Raw genomic sequence first — 15,864 nt, 5'->3', positions numbered from 1 at the left:
GATGCTGCGCACGGTCAACCGCGTCCTGCTCGCCCTCGCCGGTCTGGTGCTCCTCGTCCTGGGCGGCTCCGTGCTCGCCGTCGGGCTCGGCGCCGCACCGCCCTCGTGGTGGATCCACGACGGCCGGCACGACGTACTGGTCAGCGGCGCCGACCGGGCGCGCTGGCGGGACGAGGGCTGGTTCTGGCCCACGGTCATCGCCGCCCTCGCGGTGCTCGTGCTGCTCGCCCTGTGGTGGCTCTCCGCACAGCTGCGCCGCCACCGCCTCGCCGAGGTCCTGGTGGAGACCGGCGACGGCGAGGGCGCCCTGCTGCGCGGCCGGGCGATGGAGAACGTACTGGCCGGTGAGGCCGAGGCGCTGGACGGCGTGCGGCGCGCCCAGGTCGCCCTGACCGGGCGGCGCGGCACGCCACGGGCGCGCGCGGAGCTCGTGCTCGAACCCCACGCCACGCCCGCCGAGGCGCTGCACCGCTTCTCCGCCGAGACCCTGGAGCACGCCCGTGACTCGGCGGGCCTGGCGAGCCTGCCGGCCACGGTGCGGCTGCGCGGCCTCAAGCACCGCGCCGAGCGCGTGAGTTGACCCGCCGGGCCGGCGGAGCCGTCGGCCGCGTGCCCGGTGTGCGGCCCGGTGCGGTCAGAAGCCGCTGCGCGATCCGCCGTCCACCGGGACCATGATGCCCGTCAGGTACGAGGCCGCGGGCGAGAGCAGGAACGCCGCCGTGCGGCCGAACTCCTCCGGTGTGCCGTAGCGGCGCAGCGGAATGCCCGCCTCGTTGGCCGCGCGGGTGGCCTCGGGGTCCGGGGAGAGGCCGTCGAGCTGACGCATGCGATCGGTGGCGATCCGGCCGGGTAGTACGCCGAGGACACGGATGCCGCGCGGGCCGAGCTCGTCCGCGAGGGACTTGGCGAAACCGGCGAGCCCCGGGCGCAGCCCGTTGGAGATCGTCAGGCCCGCGATCGGCTCGTACACCGAGCCCGAGAGCACGAAGGCGATGACGCCGCCCTCGCCGAGCTCGGCGGCCGCGGCGCGGGCGAGCCGCACGGCCCCGAGGAAGACCGACTCGAAGGCCGCCTGCCACTGCTCGTCGGTGTTGTCCGCGACGAAGCCCGGCGCGGGTCCGCCGACGCTGATCAGCACGCCGTCGAAGCGCCCGAAGTGCTCGCGCGCCGCGGCGATCAGCGTCCGGGCGGCCGCCGGGTCGGCGTTGTCGGCGGCGACGCCGACGGCGCCCTCGCCGAGCTCGGCGGCCGCTTCGGTGACGGTCTTCTCGTCGCGGCCGGTGATCACGACCTTCGCGCCGTCGGCGACCAGCTCACGGGCGGTGGCGTTGCCGAGCCCGCGGGTGGCGCCGGTGACCACGTACACACGGTCTTTCAGTCCAAGATCCATGGCTCCTATCCTCCCGCGTCCTCCCCGAAGAGCGCGAGGGCGGTGTTCACCAGACCGATGTGGCTGAACGCCTGCGGGAAGTTGCCGAGCTGGCGGCCGGAGGCCGGGTCGTACTCCTCGGAGAGCAGCCCCACGTCGTTGCGGAGCGCGAGGAGCCGGTCGAACAGTTCGCGCGCCTCCTTCGTGCGGCCCGTCATGTGCAGGGCGTCCGCCAGCCAGAACGAGCAGACCAGGAAGACGCCCTCCTCGCCGGGCAGTCCGTCGATGGCCGTCTGGTCCGCGGTGTAGCGGCGCAGGAACCCGTTGTTGCCGAGCTCGGCGCGGACGGCGTCGATGGTGCCGATGACGCGGGGGTCGTCGGGCGGCAGGAAGCCGACGCGGGGGATGAGCAGCAGTGAGGCGTCGAGTTCGGCGGAGCCGTAGGACTGCGTGAAGGTGTTGCGTTCCGCGTCGTAACCGCGTTCGCAGACCTCGCGGTGCACCTCGTCCCGCAGCCGCCGCCAGCGCTCGACGTCGCCGCGCAGCCTGGGGTTCTGCTCCAGGGAGCGCACCGTGCGGTCGGCGGCGACCCACACCATCACCTTCGAGTACACGAAGTGGCGGCGGGGGCCGCGCACCTCCCACAGACCCTGGTCAGGTTCGCGCCACTTCTCATGCAGGAATTCGAGCAGGGACAGCTGGAGGTGCCAGGCGTGGGGAGGCGTGTCGAGGCCCGAACGGTCGGCGAGGGCGAGGGAGTCGACGACCTCGCCGTACACGTCGAGCTGGAGCTGTTTGACGGCCTCGTTGCCGACGCGCACCGGGGCGGAGCCCGCGTAGCCGGGCAGCCAGGAGATCTCGTACTCCGAAAGGCGCCGCTCGCCGGCGAGGCCGTACACGATCTGCAGGTCCGCGGGGTCACCGGCGACCGCGCGCAGCAGCCAGTCGCGCCACGCCCCGGCCTCCTCGGAGTAGCCGGCGGCGAGCAGCGCGCCGAGGGTGAGCGTGGAGTCGCGCAGCCAGCAGAACCGGTAGTCCCAGTTGCGCACGCCGCCGGGCTCCTCGGGGAGCGAGGTGGTGGGGGCGGCCACGATGCCGCCCGTGGGGGCGTAGGTGAGGGTCTTGAGGGTGATGAGGGAGCGGACGACGGCGTCGCGGTGCGGGCCGTCGTACCGGCACTGCGCCGCCCAGGCCCGCCAGTCCTCCAGGCTGTCGCGCAGGGCGTCGTAGGGGTCGACGAGCGCGGGGCGCGGTTCGTGCGAGGGGTGCCAGGTGAGGACGAAGGCCACCCGCTCGCCCTCCTCGACGGTGAACTCGGAGTGGGTGCCGAAGTCATGGCCCCAGGTGTGCACGGCCGGTTCGCTGCGCAGCCAGACGGAGTCGGGGCCCGCGACCGCGATGCGGTGGCCGTCCCTCTTGCGCATCCACGGCACGACCGAGCCGTAGTCGAAGCGGAGCCGCAGGGTGCTGCGCATGGTGACGCTGCCCTTGAGCCCCTCGACGATGCGTACGACGTCGGGGGCGCGGTCGCGCTGTGGCATGAAGTCCGTGACGCGCACGGAGCCGTCGGCCGTCTCCCACTCGGAGTCGAGGACGAGGGAGTCGGGGCGGTAGGCGCGCCGGGTGCAGGGGCCCGCACCCTTCGGGGCGATGCGCCAGTGGCCGTTCTCCTCGTCGCCGAGCAGCGCGGCGAAGCAGGCGGCGGAGTCGAATCGGGGCAGGCAGAGCCAGTCCAGGGAGCCGTCCCTGCCGATCAGGGCGGCGGTCTGGTGGTCGCCGATGAGCGCGTAATCCTCGATGGGGTGATGCACGGGGAACGGTTTCCCGCGAAGGGGCCCGGCCAATCGGGGGACAGTGACCAGGGCTTGGCGCGCCCCAAGGGGATCGGGCGAACCGGACATCTCCGGCATCCGGGCGGCCGGACCGGCCGGTCGCGGGACGCTCAGGCGTTGGCCGGCACGGTCTCCTCGGCGGAGCTCTGCGCGGCCGCCGCGCGGTCGCGGCGCTCCCTGCGGACGAGGATCACCCAGCCGATCGGGACGCCCGCGGCGAACAGCCACCACTGCACGGCGTACGCCATGTGCGGGCCGATGCCGCTGTGGTCGGGCTCGCCGATCAGCTGGGGGGAGTTGTTCCGCGGCTCGGGCGAGGTCTGCTCGATGTAACCGCCGAGGACCTGCTTGCCGAGGCTGTCGGCCTGCTGACCGCTGCTGATCAGCATGATCTGACGGTCCGGAAGGCCGCGGACGTTCTTGATGCCGCTGGCCGCGGAGGTCTCGTCGGCCTTCAGCCGGCCGGTGACGGTGACCTCGCCCCGGGGGGCGGCGGGGATCTTCGGGAAGGCGGTCTGCGGGCCGTCGGCGGGGATCCAGCCGCGGTTGACGAGCAGGACCTTGCCGTCGTCGAGGACGAACGGCGTCAGCACGTGGAAGCCGACCTCGTCGTCGGCGTTGGTGCGGCGCCGCACGACGACCTCGTGCTCCGTGTCGTACGTGCCCTTGGCGCTCACCCGGCGGTAGAGGTCCTTGTCGGGGACCTCGTGGCCGGGCGAGGTGAGCTTCTCGGCCGGGACCGGGTCGGCGGCCAGCGCGGCGGAGATCCGGTGGTTCTGCGCGACGCGGTGCTCGTGGCGGTGCAGCTGCCAGAAACCCAGCTCGACCATCACGGGGATGAGGACGAGGGCGATGAGGGTGAGGATCACCCACTGCCGGGTCAGGAGGAAGCGGTACACCCCACGACCGTACCTCTAGGGCCGTGGGGTGGCGGGGGGTGGGGTCGGGATGAGCGGGGCCGGGGTGGGAGGGCCGGGTCAGACGCTGTCGACGATGCCCACCCGCCCCTCCGCGCGCGAGCAGTGGGCGCCGCAGTACCAGTGGCCCTCCACCTCGACGCCCTGGCCGATGATGCGGCACCGGCAGTGCTCGCAGATGGGCGCCATGCGGTGGATGGCGCAGGAGAAGCAGTCGAAGACGTGCACTGCCCCCTGGGCATGGACTTCAAAGGACATGCCGTAGTCGTTTCCGCAGACCTCGCAACGTGCCATGCGCCACAGGGTGCGGCGCGGCGGCGGTGCGGGGCGAGCGGTCGGCGGGCGAGTCGCGCGGCAATCACCCGTCTGACGCCGGGGGCGTCCCCGGTCGAGGAACGCCTGTGCGGTTACGGCTCCGTGGCGGGCGTCACGTCCTGGAGGAGCTGCCCGAAGGCCGCCTCGTCGATGACGGGCGTGCCGAACGAGCGCGCCTTGACGGTCTTGGAGGTGCCGGAGTCCGGGTCGTTCGTCACGAGCAGACTGGTGAGGCGGGACACGCTCGTGGCGATGTGCAGGCCGGCCTCCACCGCCCGGTCCTCCAGGAGTTCGCGCTCTATGGAGGTGTCCCCGGAGAACGCCACCCGCATGCCCTGCTTGAGCGGTTTGCCCGGTTCGTAACGTCCCGGGTTCGGATACGGGCACGGCGGCCGCTTCCGCGAGGGGCGCCAACTCCCGGGCCGGTACGAGGAGGCGGGCGCCGGACCCGTCGACTGGCGGACGATGCGGGCCGCCCCGTCGGACCACTCGGTGAGCGGGCGGCACTCCAGCAGGGGCAGGCGGACATTGCCGCCGGCCGCCGCGAGCAGGCTGGGCCGGAAGGCCTCGGCGAGCACGCGCGCGTCGTCCAGGGCGTTGTGCGCGTGGCGCTGCTCGACGCCGAAGTGCGCGGCCAGGGACTCCAGCTTGTGGTTGGGCAGCGGGAGCGCCAGTTCCTTGGAGAGCGCGATGGTGCACAGCCGCTGGCGCACGGGGGCGGTGCGCTCCGCGCGCGCGTACTCCCTGGCGATCATCGACCAGTCGAAGACGGCGTTGTGCGCGACGAGGACGCGGCCGTCGAGGCGGCGCGCGAACTCCTCGGCGACGTCCCTGAAGAGCGGCGCGTCGGCGAGCACCTCGCTGGTGAGACCGTGGATCCAGACCGGGCCCGGGTCGCGCTCCGGATTGACCAGCGTGTACCAGTGGTCCTCGATCTCGCCCCGGGCGTCCACCCGGTAGACGGCGGCCGACACTATGCGGTCGTCGCGGGCCAGGCCGGTGGTCTCCACGTCGACGACCGCGTACCCCGTTGGATACGCGGCCGGCCAGGGGGCGGCGGACGCTGCGGTCGTGCGGTCTTCGAGCATGGTCCATGAGGATACGGGCCGCGACCGACAGTCAGTCCGCCGGTCCGAGCAGTCCGGCCACCAGAGCCCTGACGGAGGTGTCGAACAGCGCCTCGGCGTCGAGCGGCGCGGCCAGCGCGCGGGCGAGCGCGCCGTCCTGCTCCGCCGCCCGCGCCGTCCACAGCTCCTGTTCGCCTGGGTGCTGGGCGGGCGCGCGCTCCCGGTTGCGCTCGACCAGGACGTGCCCGACGACGTGCACCTGGACGGCGCGCACGGCACCGGCGGCGCGGGCGCCGCGCAGCCCCGCCCCGTGCACCTCGTGCACGAGGGTCCGCTGCGCGGGCAGGAACATCCTTTCGGTGAGGCCCCGTTCGTGGACCATCGCGACGAGGTGCGGGTGGTCGAGGAGCCGGCGGCGCAGGGCGCGCGCCACGGAGACGATCCGCTGCGCGGGGGTGCGGCCGGTGGCGCGGATCTCTCCGAGGTCGGCGAGGGTGCGCTCGACGAGGGCGTCCAGGAGCGACTCGCGGTTGCCGACGTGCCAGTAGATCGAGGTGACCGCGGTGCCGAGCTCGGCGGCGAGCGAGCGCATCGTCAGGGCCTCGGGTCCGTGCCGCTTGACGAGAGCCGCGGCGGCGGCGAGGACCTGCTCCCGGTCCAGCCGTACGCGCGACTCTTCGGCCCCCGTGGTGCCGCGCGGCCCGGTCCGCGCTTCGTCGCGCCGTGTCTCTTTACCCTTCACGGCTCCTGTTGTAACTGTGTTACAGAACCGCCGCAAGTCCCGGCCGCGGACCCGATTCCGCGCTGACGAAGGGTGGTACGACATGGCACGCATTCGCTACGGCGCGCGCTCCGAGGCGGAGATCGCCGCCTCCCGCACCGCGAGTTCCCGGCTCCCCGACATCTGGTCGACCGGTGTGGTGGCCGTCTGGGAGAGCGACCCCGACGCGGTCGCGGCGGTCCTGCCGCCGCCGCTGAAACCCTCCGGGCGGCCCCTGGTGCGGGCGAACATCAGCAAGGTCGACCTGCCCGGCTACCCGCTGGGCGCGGGCTCGGTCGCCGTCGCGGCCGAACACGGGGGAGTGGCGGGCTGGTATCCGCTGGTGATGCCGATGACCCACGAACGGGCCCTGATCGGCGGCCGCGAGGTCTTCGGCGAGCCGAAGAAGCTCGGCGAGGTCCTGGTCGAGCGCGACGGCCTGGTCGTGCGGGCGAGCCTCGCCCGGCACGGCATCGCGTTCGTGGAGGTGCGCGGCGCGGTCAGCGGCGCGCTGCCGCTCCCCGAGCCGACGCGCAAGACCGACTTCTACTTCAAGTTCCTGCCCGCCGTGGACGGTTCGGGCTTCGACGTGGACCCGGTGCTCGTGCACTGCGTGCGCAACGAGAAGGTCCGCAGGCTGGAGGCGGTCACCGGCGACGTCGTGCTGCGCGAGTCGATGTACGACCCGGTGGCCGACCTGCCGGTGCGCGCGCTCGTCGAGATCACCATCGGCGAGAAGACCACCGACCAGCAGGGCCGCGTCGTCGAGCGCGTCAGCGCGCAGGCCCTGCTGCCCTACATCCACCAGCGCTACGACGACCCGGCGCAGATGCTCGACGGCCCGCCCGAGGGGAGCGCCTGAGATGGAGCTGCGCCCGGGACAGGTCGCCGTCGTCACCGGGGCGGCCGGCGGCATCGGGCTCGCCATGGCCCGCCGGTTCGCCGCGGAGGGGCTGAAGGTGGTCCTCGCCGACGTCGAGGAGGGCGCCCTGGAGAAGGCGGCCGCCTCGCTGCGGGCGGACGGCGCCACGGCCCACGCGCGCGTGGTCGACGTCGGGGTGCGCGAGCAGGTCTTCGCCCTCGCCGAAGAGGCGTACGACACATTCGGCGCCGTCCACGTGCTGTGCAACAACGCGGGCGTCGGCTCCGGCGCCGAGGGCCGCATGTGGGAGCACGAGCCCAACGACTGGAAGTGGGCCTTCGAGGTCAACGTCTGGGGCGTCTTCCACGGCATCCAGGCCTTCGTGCCCCGCATGATCGCGGGCGGCGAGCCCGGCCACGTCGTCAACACCTCCTCCGCGGACGGCGGCATCGCGCCGCTGCCCACCGCCTCCGTGTACGCGGTCACCAAGGCCGCCGTGGTGACGATGACCGAGTCGCTCTACGCCCATCTGAAGGCGGAGCACGCGCGCGTGGGCGCCTCCGTCCTCTTCCCCGGACCCCACATGCTCCGCACCGGCCTGTGGGAGTCGCACCGCAACCGGCCCGAGCGGTACGCCAAGTCCCGCCCGCGCAAGACCCCTTACCGCAGCCTCGACCAGTGGGAGGCCGCGATGAAGGAGTCGGGCCAGGAGGTGGAGTTCACGCCCGTCGAAGAGGTCGCCCGGTTCGTCGCCGATGGCATCGCCGCCGGCCGGTTCTGGCTGCTGCCCGAGAGCGAACACAGCGACCGGCAGATCAGGGCGAGGTCGCAGTCGATGCTCGACCGCTCCGACCCGGCGTACCTGGAAAGCTTCATCCTGGACTGAGGGATTCGTCCGGGACCGACTGAGGGACGTGTGATGACGGCTCAGCAGAACGACCCGTACCTGATCATCTCCTCCGACTGCCACGCCGGGCTCCCCACCGAGGAGTACCGGCCCTACCTCGATCGCCGCTTCCACCGGGAGTTCGACGAATTCCTCGGCGAGCGCGACGCCCGCCGCCAGGAGGCGACCCGGCTCGGCATCCGTAACGACGCCTTCGCCGCCAAGTGGTTCCGGGAGAACGAAGAGGGCCTGCGCGGCGGCTGGGACGCCGCGCAGCGCCTCAAGGAACTGGACGGCGACGGCGTGGCCGCCGAAGTCGTCTTCCCCGACGCGGACGCCGTCGACAGCCGGACCGCCGCCCCCTTCGGGGTGGGCCTCGGACTCTCCGGCGACCAGGATCCCGACCTCGGCATGGCGGGCGCCCAGGCGCACAACCGCTGGCTCGCCGACTTCGTCTCCGAGCACCCCGAACGGCACTGCGGGGTCGCCCTGCTGCCCGTCACCGGAGACGTCGACCGCGTCGTCGCCGAGGTGCACCGCGTCAGGGAGTCCGGGCTCGGCGCCCTGATGATCCCCTCCATGTGGGTCGACAAGGCGCCCTACCACGACCGCCGTTACGACCCCGTGTGGGCGGCGGCCGCCGAGTGCGCGATGCCCGTGGTCACCCACTCCGGGGCCGCGCCCCGCCACGAGTACGGCGACCACCTCGGGATCTACGTCTCCGAAGTGACCTGGTGGCCCGCCCGGCCCCTGTGGTTCATGCTCTGGTCCGGCGTCTTCGAGCGCCACCCGGGCCTGAAGTTCGGTGTCGCGGAGTCCGGTTGCTGGTGGCTGCCGAACCTCCTGTGGTTCATGGACCGCCTCTACCTGGGCGCGCACGGCGGCAAGAAGCTCTCCCCGTTCGAGGAGCTCAAGCGCCCGCCGCACGAGTACCTGGACCGGCAGCTCTTCGTCTGCGCCACCAACACCAAGCGCCGCGAACTAGCCCAGCGGTACGAGATCGGCGTCGACAACATCCTCTGGGGCAGCGACTTCCCGCACCCCGAGGGCACCTGGCCCGACACGCGCGCGTGGCTGCGAAAGACCTTCCACGACATCCCGGTGGCCGAGACCCGCCGCATGCTCGGCCTCGCCGCCGCCGAGGTCTTCGGCTTCGACACGGAGAAACTCGCGCCGCTGGCCCGCCGCATCGGCCCCACCCCGGACGAACTGGGCCAGCCCGCCGACCAGTCGGCCGTCGAGGCCTCCTGGGCGCGCTCGCGCGGCGTGGGCCGCCACTGGCTGACCGACCACGACTTCCCGGTACTGGGGGCAGAGCTGTGACCGAGGACCGCTACACCGTCATCTCCGCGGACTGCCACGCCGGCGCCGACCTCCTGGACTACCGGCCCTACCTGGAGTCGCGCCACCACGACGCGTTCGACGCGTGGGCGGCCACCTACGTCAACCCCTACGAGGACCTCCTCGCCGACACCGCCGACCGCAACTGGAACTCGGACCGCCGCGTCGCCGAACTGGAGGCCGACGGCATCGTCGCCGAGGTCGTCTTCCCCAACACCATCCCGCCGTTCTTCCCCTCCGCCTCCCTGATGGCCCCGGCGCCGACCCGCGAGGAGTTCGAGCAGCGCTGGGCAGGACTGCGCGCCCACAACCGCTGGCTCGCGGAGTTCTGCGCCGCCGCGCCGGGCCGCAGGGCGGGCGTCTTCCAGATCCTCCTCAACGACGTGGACCTGGCCGTCGAGGAGATCCACCGCTCGGTGAAGGCCGGCCTGACCGGCGGCCTCATGCTGCCCGGCACCCCGCCCGGTTCCGGCCTGCCCGAGCTGTACTCCTCGGCGTACGACCCGATCTGGGCCGCCTGCGCCGAGCTGGGCGTGCCGGTCAACCACCACGCGGGCTCGGCGTCGCCGCCGCTCGGCGAGGAGCCCGCCGCCCGCGCGGTGTTCATGGTCGAGACGACGTGGTTCTCGCACCGCGCGCTGTGGCACCTCGTCTTCGGCGGGGCCTTCCGCCGCCACCCGGAGCTGCGGCTCGTCCTCACCGAGCAGGGCTCGGGGTGGGTGCCCGGCGTCCTCGACATGCTGGACTACTACCACGGGCGGCTCGTCGCGGCGGCCCGCCGGACCGGCACCCCGGACACCGCCGAGGCCAAGTTCGGGGCGGGCCTCGCCGACGCGATGGGCAAGGGGCCCTCCCAGGTGTGGCGCGAGAACTGCTTCGTGGGCGCCAGCTTCATGCGCCCCCACGAGGCCGCGCTGCGCGACCGGATCGGCCTCGACAAGATCATGTGGGGCAGCGACTACCCGCACGACGAGGGCACCTACCCCTACTCGCGCGAGGGCCTGCGCACCGCCTACGCGGGCCTGCCGAGGGACGAGATCGCGGCCATGGTCGGCGGCAACGCGGCCCGCGTCTACGGCTTCGACCTGGAGCGCCTCGACAAGATCGCCGCACGGGTGGGGCCCACCGTCGAGGAGATCGACGAACCCCTGAAGGAGGCACCGGCCGACGCGACGAGCCCGGTCTTCGCCACGGGCGCGTCGGTGCGCGTCTGGTGACGGGGGCGTGACGGCTTGGGGTGGTGCCCGCACGGGTACCGCCCCGGACCCCCTGTGGGATCCTGGCCCGCGTCGAGCTCGGTGCAACGGGAGGCACGGCCCATGGGGGAGAGCAAGCGCGCGCTGATCATCGCCGTGCCCCGCTACGAACTGGAGGAGGAGTTCCCGGACCTGGGCGCCGCCGTCCAGCGCGACGCGGAGCTGCTCGGCGCCGCCCTGCACTCCTCCGGCTACAGCGTCGAGGTCCTCGGGCTCACCCCCGACAAGCCCGCCCAGCGCTCCCGCATCCGCAGCGCGATCAGCCGGATCTGCTGCACCGCGCCGACGGACGGCACCGTCCTCATCCACTTCACGGGCCACGGCCTCTCCGTCGACGGCGCCGACCATCTCGTCCCCGCCGACGCCCAGTTGAGCTGGGCCGCCGAACCCCCCGAGGTGGCGCTCGACAGCCTCATCGACCTGGACCTCACCTCGCTGCTCCAGGGCTGCAGGGCCGGCACGGTCCTCCTCACCCTCGACGCCTGCCGCGACCCGGCCGGGCCGGACGGCGGCTCGCACGGCGGCCCCGCGACCAACTTCCCCTCCTGGCGCGAGCGCGTCGCCGTCCTCTTCGGCTGCGGCCCCGGCCAGAGCTGCGGCTCCGACGACGAGCACGGCAGCCACTTCACGCGCGCACTCGCCGAGGCACTGGACGCCGACACCTCGCCGCGCACCGTGGCCGAGGTCATCGCGTACACCACCACGCGCACCGCCGAACTGGCCCGCGCCGCCCGGCACGAGCAGACCCCCACCCCGCACTACGCGCCGAGCGGCCCCGACGCCATCGCCGCCGTGCCGCTCTGCTCGGGACGCACCCTCCAGGAGTCCTGGACGACGGCGGTCCGCGACCCCGAACTGTGGACGGCGGTCCGCTGCGACGACGCACGCCGGGCACGGCTCCAAAAGGCGCTGGTGCGGCTCACACGGGAGTGCGCGCGGTGGTACGCCGCCTCGATGTCCGGGGTGCCCGACCCCTGGGCGGACGACGACTATCCGGTACGGGTCCTCATCAAGGGCCTCCGCCCCCTGCTCGCCCCCTCACAGACCCAGGGCGGACCGCTCCTGGACGCCGGGGAGTTCGCCGTCCTCGCCGCGGCCCCCTTCGTCCGCGAGGCGCTGTACGCCCTCGGCGTCAAGGCGGCCACCGAGGCCGACGCCTTCCACCTCGAACCCGCGGGCCAGGACGCCGGGGCCCGCACCGAACGCGCCGACCTGGAACACACCTTCACCGCGCACGCCCTGATCTGGCGCAAGGGACGCGAACTCGCCGCCCGCGGACGGACCGAGGAGGCCCGCGCCGTCGCCGCCTGGCTCATGCACCGGCACGTCCGCGGCAAGGAGGAGCTGTGGGACGAGGCGTACGCCGCGCAACTCCTCGCCCCGCTCGCCGAGGCCCTCATCGGCGACGACGCGCCGGCCCGACGCGTCCAGGAGCTCACCGACGAACTCGTGCGCATCTGCCGGCAGACCGGAGTCGTGCCCGCCCAGTCCTGTGACGACGACCGCGAACCGCCCTTCCGGCTCGGCGAACTCGTGTGCACGGCGGCCCCCGGCGTCAGCGAGGTGACGGAGAGCTGGCGGCCCCGCGAGCTGTCCTGGCTGATCGCCGTGGCCGGGCTGCTCGGCGGCGACCTCAGGGAACTGCCCGGCGTCCTGGTCGACAACATCGGCGTCGCCGACGGCCTCGTCCCCCGCCAGGCCGTCGAGAGCGTCAGGGAACTGCGCTGGGTCAGGGACCGCTACACCCGGACCATCGACCTCGACCTCCAGTGCCCCCACCCAGCGGTCCACGCGGGCCTGGAGGCGCTGACCGGGTGGGTGGACGACGCGGTGCTGCGCATCAGGCAGCACCTGGGCCGGACCGTTCCCGACGGCCTCCTCGCCCATCTGCCCGAGCGGGTCACCTGCGACCGGCTGCGCCCCCAGTACGACGCCCGCACCAAGGGCGACGCCTACGGAGTGCCCCTCATGCGCTTCGGCCTCGCCGAGGACGAGATGCGCGAACTCCTCATGGGCACCCAGCTGTACGGGGACCGCAACCTCGCCCTGCGCGAGCTCTACCAGAACGCCCTCGACGCCTGCCGCTACCGGCAGGCCCGGCTGCGCTACGGCAAGGCCAGCATGTCCATCCCGTACACCTGGGAGGGCGAGATCGTCTTCCGTCAGGGCACGGACGACGAGGGCCGCCCCTACGTGGAGTGCGAGGACAACGGCGTGGGCATGGGCCGCGACACGCTGCGCGGCACGTTCTCCCGGGCGGGGCGCCGCTTCGAGCAGTCCCGCGAGTACCGCAGGGAACAGGCCCGCTGGCGGCGGGCCGACGACAGCCTGCGCATCTACCCCAACAGCCGGTTCGGCGTCGGGGTGTTCAGCTACTTCATGCTGGCCGACGAGATCAGCATCTCCACGCGGGCCACGGACCGCTACGGGCGCGCGGAGTCGGGGCGCGGGCTGCGGGTGGACATCGCGTCCAGCGGCAGCCTCTTCCGCATCGGCGAACGCGACGAGTCCCAGCCGGGCGGCGGGACCTGCGTGCGGTTGTACCTCCAGGACGACTCGGTCGACGTGGCGAAGGAGCTGGCGGCCCTCGTGTGGCGCACCGACTTCGCCATGCGGGTGGAGCGGGGCGGGCGGACGGTACGGGAGTGGGCGCCGGACACCCTCTACTACGAGGGGGACGCGGCGCGGCCGGTGCGGGCGGGACGGGACCTGTGGTGGGTGCCGGGGGAGGGGCGCCTGCTGGCGGACGGGGTGCTGGTGGGGATGGCGGGGGAGCAGGGCGAGCGGATGGAGTTCCAGCTGCCCCGGTGGAACGCCGGGACGAAGGAGGGCGACCTGTTCGGCGAACCGTACGAAGCGCGGCGGGGCAACTTTCCGTTCGGCTGCGTGATCGACCTGCGGGAGGCCCACGCGCCGGACATCAGCACCAGCAGAACCCGGGTCTTCTCCTACGACCAGAGGTGGGTGACCCGCGAGATCGAGGCCGCCTGCGCCCGCTTCGAGCAGCCGGACTGGTTCCACCTGGAGTGGCTCTGGGACTTCGCCCCCTGGCTGCCGGAGGGGGCCGCGCGGATCACCGAACGGCTGCTGGCCGCCGACGCCCACGTCGCGTCCGTGCTGACCTGGGACCAGACGACGCTCATCCCCTTCCGCCGGGTCGGCTACTTCCTCGGCGACCCCGTGCTCGCCGCCGAACGCGACCGCTACAAGCCCGGGTACTCACCGGCGGACGTCCGCTATCTCGCCTGGCGCTCCGGCGTGCTGCGCGACGCCGGGATCCGCCGGGACGAGCGCCCGCCCGCCCTCGCGGTCCCGGACTCCGTCGAGGGCTACCCGAGCCCGCAGGCCTGGGAGTCCCGGGTCCTGGAGAGGGACCTGCACGGCCGGGACTTCCTGCTGCGGGCCGCGCTGCCGCGCCGGACCGAGGAGTGCACGTTCGGCCGGCTCCTCGGCCGCGCCAGACGGCACGCCATCACCGGCATCACCGTGCCCGCCGTACCCGACCTGGAGACCGCGCACGCCACCGCGCTGGACGACGCGGACCGGCGCCTGCTCGACGGCGTGGGCTACTACGGCGACCTGTACAGCCACTGGCACGCGGACCTCGGTGAGGAGGCCGTCCTCGACGTCCTCTGGCTCCTCGACCGCTTCTCCGTCTCCGCCGGACTCCCGGTGCGGGAGGCGCTGGCCCGGGCACGGCGCTTCGCCGCCGTGGGATTCGCCTTCCGCGCCCCCGACACCGTCTCGCCGCCGCCCGCCGACCACGTGGCCACCGCCGAGGAGCTGCGCGCCCTGTCGTGGCATCCCTGGTACGCGGGGCCCGAGGGAAGGGCGAGGCGCGGCGACCGCCCCGAGGAACCGCTGTACAGGGACGTCCTTCGCCGCTACGCCTGGCTGGGCCTGCCGGACCTGCCCCCGCTCGAGCAGGAGTTCACCGTGGCGCGGGACCCCCGGCGCCGCGATCTCACCGCGGACGAGGAGGCCGACTACTCCAGGTTCTTCAGCCTGCAGGTGGTGGGCGCCGAGGTGTCGCTCGGCCAGGTGGCCATCGCCTCGCGCACCCTCTCCCTGACCCTCGCCCAGGTCGTCGAACGGTACGCCGGCATGTTCGAGGCCCGGGGAATGACGGTGCCCGACCTCGGCAGCCTCGCCGACCACGTGTGCAGTCCGCTCGACGGCGAGCTGCTGAAGGGGCCCCGCCAGCGCTTCCGCCCGCTGAGCCTGTGGGTGGCCCCCGCCCCTCTCGCCGACACCGCCCTCGCGGTCCAAGGGGTGCGGGCCGACGCCGAACAGGTGCGGCGCTCACTCGCCCGCCTCGCCGAGGGCGGCCTCGTCCACCCGTCGGCCCCCGGACTCACCGACCGGTGGCGGGAGTTGAGCCGGGAGGACATGGGCCTCCTGCCGGGCGAGATGGCGCTCTACGGAATGCTGGAACTCGCCGAAGGCGTCTACGGCAACGAGCAGAAGGAGTTCGACGAGGCCTACGGTCTGGTGGCCGCCGCGGTCAGCGGCAAGACGCTCGGCACGACCTTCGACCGGCTAGCCGTCCTCGCGCCCCTGACCGGTTACGAGGCGCCGCTGCGCCTGCCCTCCCCGGAGCGCCTCGCCGACGTGATCCCGAGCAAGGCCGACGCCGGCGCCTGCTGTCTGCGCGGCGCCGAAGGCGTCATGTGGCGCGAGGAGCCCGACGTACGGCTCCTGATCAGGCACGCGTGTGAACAGGAGTGCACGCTCGCCCAGAGCCTGGACTCCCTCCTGCGGTACGCCGAACTCGGTGCCCCCTGGCGGGAGGTACCCGGCGGTGACCCCAGCTGGCGCGATCACCGCCCCACCCCGCACGACACCGCGATGTTCGAACCCGACCTGGTCGGTGACCGCCCCGTCACCCCGCTCGACCTCGTCCGGGTCGCCGGACGCTTCGGCTGGTCCCTGGACCGCGCCTGGGACCGTCTCGCGCTCTACCGTCCCTTCGGCGTGGAACTGGCCGTGCCGCGGCCCGGGATGGACACCGTGCCGGTCTGGGAGGACCTGATCGTGCTCACCGAGCGGTACACCGGCCGAGCCCCCGCGCTCAGCGGGCGGGTGAGCACCGGGCACGTCGCCGTCGTGGCGCGCGAGGTGGACCGGCCCACCGGCTGGGTACGGGACCGACTGGCCCTGTACGCACCGCTGTTCGGTCTCACCCCGCCCGCGCACTGCCCCGTGGAACCCGCCCCCCTGCCGCCCGCGCTGCCGTACCGGCACGACGCGGACTGACCC

Annotated in this window: 12 protein-coding genes; 6 read left to right on the top strand and 6 right to left on the bottom strand. The window is 73.3% G+C overall.

From position 1 onward, the window contains the following. The first annotated feature begins 1 nt into the window (after position 1). Positions 2-580, top strand: a complete 579-nt coding sequence (amaP, locus tag ACZ7DY_RS30815; protein WP_471141064.1) for an alkaline shock response membrane anchor protein AmaP — start codon at positions 2-4, stop codon at positions 578-580. A gap of 54 nt (positions 581-634) precedes the next feature. Here the strand turns inward: amaP and ACZ7DY_RS30810 are convergent, their stop codons facing one another. The 6 genes from ACZ7DY_RS30810 to ACZ7DY_RS30785 form a co-directional block, all read right to left on the bottom strand. Beyond that, on the bottom strand, positions 635-1,390 hold the full coding sequence (locus tag ACZ7DY_RS30810; RefSeq protein ID WP_471141062.1) for an SDR family oxidoreductase: 756 nt from the start codon (positions 1,388-1,390) through the stop codon (positions 635-637). 5 nt (positions 1,391-1,395) lie between these two features. Further along, positions 1,396-3,180 (bottom strand): glycoside hydrolase family 15 protein, encoded by a 1,785-nt coding sequence (locus ACZ7DY_RS30805; protein ID WP_471141060.1) that lies wholly within the window; start codon positions 3,178-3,180, stop codon positions 1,396-1,398. Between the two features lie 131 nt (positions 3,181-3,311). After that, the gene (locus tag ACZ7DY_RS30800; RefSeq protein WP_471141057.1) at positions 3,312-4,100 is read right to left on the bottom strand and encodes an SURF1 family cytochrome oxidase biogenesis protein; all 789 of its coding nucleotides are present in this window, start codon (positions 4,098-4,100) and stop codon (positions 3,312-3,314) included. A 78-nt stretch (positions 4,101-4,178) separates the two neighbouring features. Next, positions 4,179-4,412, bottom strand: a complete 234-nt coding sequence (locus ACZ7DY_RS30795) for a hypothetical protein (RefSeq protein WP_384257666.1) — start codon at positions 4,410-4,412, stop codon at positions 4,179-4,181. Between the two features lie 113 nt (positions 4,413-4,525). Then, on the bottom strand, positions 4,526-5,521 hold the full coding sequence (locus ACZ7DY_RS30790) for a DEDDh family exonuclease (RefSeq protein WP_471141054.1): 996 nt from the start codon (positions 5,519-5,521) through the stop codon (positions 4,526-4,528). A gap of 31 nt (positions 5,522-5,552) precedes the next feature. After that, complete coding sequence (locus tag ACZ7DY_RS30785) at positions 5,553-6,161, bottom strand: TetR/AcrR family transcriptional regulator (RefSeq protein WP_471141907.1); 609 nt, start codon at positions 6,159-6,161, stop codon at positions 5,553-5,555. Between the two features lie 163 nt (positions 6,162-6,324). Between ACZ7DY_RS30785 and ACZ7DY_RS30780 the strand changes: the two genes are divergently transcribed. The 5 genes from ACZ7DY_RS30780 to ACZ7DY_RS30760 all read left to right on the top strand — a co-directional run bounded on the left by ACZ7DY_RS30780 (position 6,325) and on the right by ACZ7DY_RS30760 (position 15,861). Next, positions 6,325-7,122 carry an acetoacetate decarboxylase family protein gene (locus ACZ7DY_RS30780; RefSeq protein ID WP_471141052.1) on the top strand — a complete coding sequence of 266 codons (798 nt, stop codon included), beginning with the start codon at positions 6,325-6,327 and terminating at the stop codon, positions 7,120-7,122. Between the two features lies 1 nt (position 7,123). Further along, complete coding sequence (locus ACZ7DY_RS30775) at positions 7,124-8,008, top strand: SDR family NAD(P)-dependent oxidoreductase (protein ID WP_471141049.1); 885 nt, start codon at positions 7,124-7,126, stop codon at positions 8,006-8,008. Between the two features lie 33 nt (positions 8,009-8,041). Further along, positions 8,042-9,331: an amidohydrolase family protein gene (locus tag ACZ7DY_RS30770; RefSeq protein WP_471141047.1), complete on the top strand. Its 1,290-nt coding sequence runs from the start codon at positions 8,042-8,044 to the stop codon at positions 9,329-9,331. After that, positions 9,328-10,566, top strand: coding sequence for an amidohydrolase family protein (locus tag ACZ7DY_RS30765; RefSeq protein WP_471141044.1), 1,239 nt, complete (start codon positions 9,328-9,330; stop codon positions 10,564-10,566). The genes ACZ7DY_RS30770 and ACZ7DY_RS30765 overlap by 4 nt, the downstream gene beginning before the upstream one ends. A 102-nt stretch (positions 10,567-10,668) precedes the next feature. Further along, positions 10,669-15,861 (top strand): HD domain-containing protein, encoded by a 5,193-nt coding sequence (locus tag ACZ7DY_RS30760; protein WP_471141041.1) that lies wholly within the window; start codon positions 10,669-10,671, stop codon positions 15,859-15,861. Positions 15,862-15,864 lie beyond the last annotated feature (3 nt).

This window comes from Streptomyces sp. NPDC037013, assembly GCF_055607265.1.
This window is presented reverse-complemented; position numbering and strand designations above follow the sequence as displayed.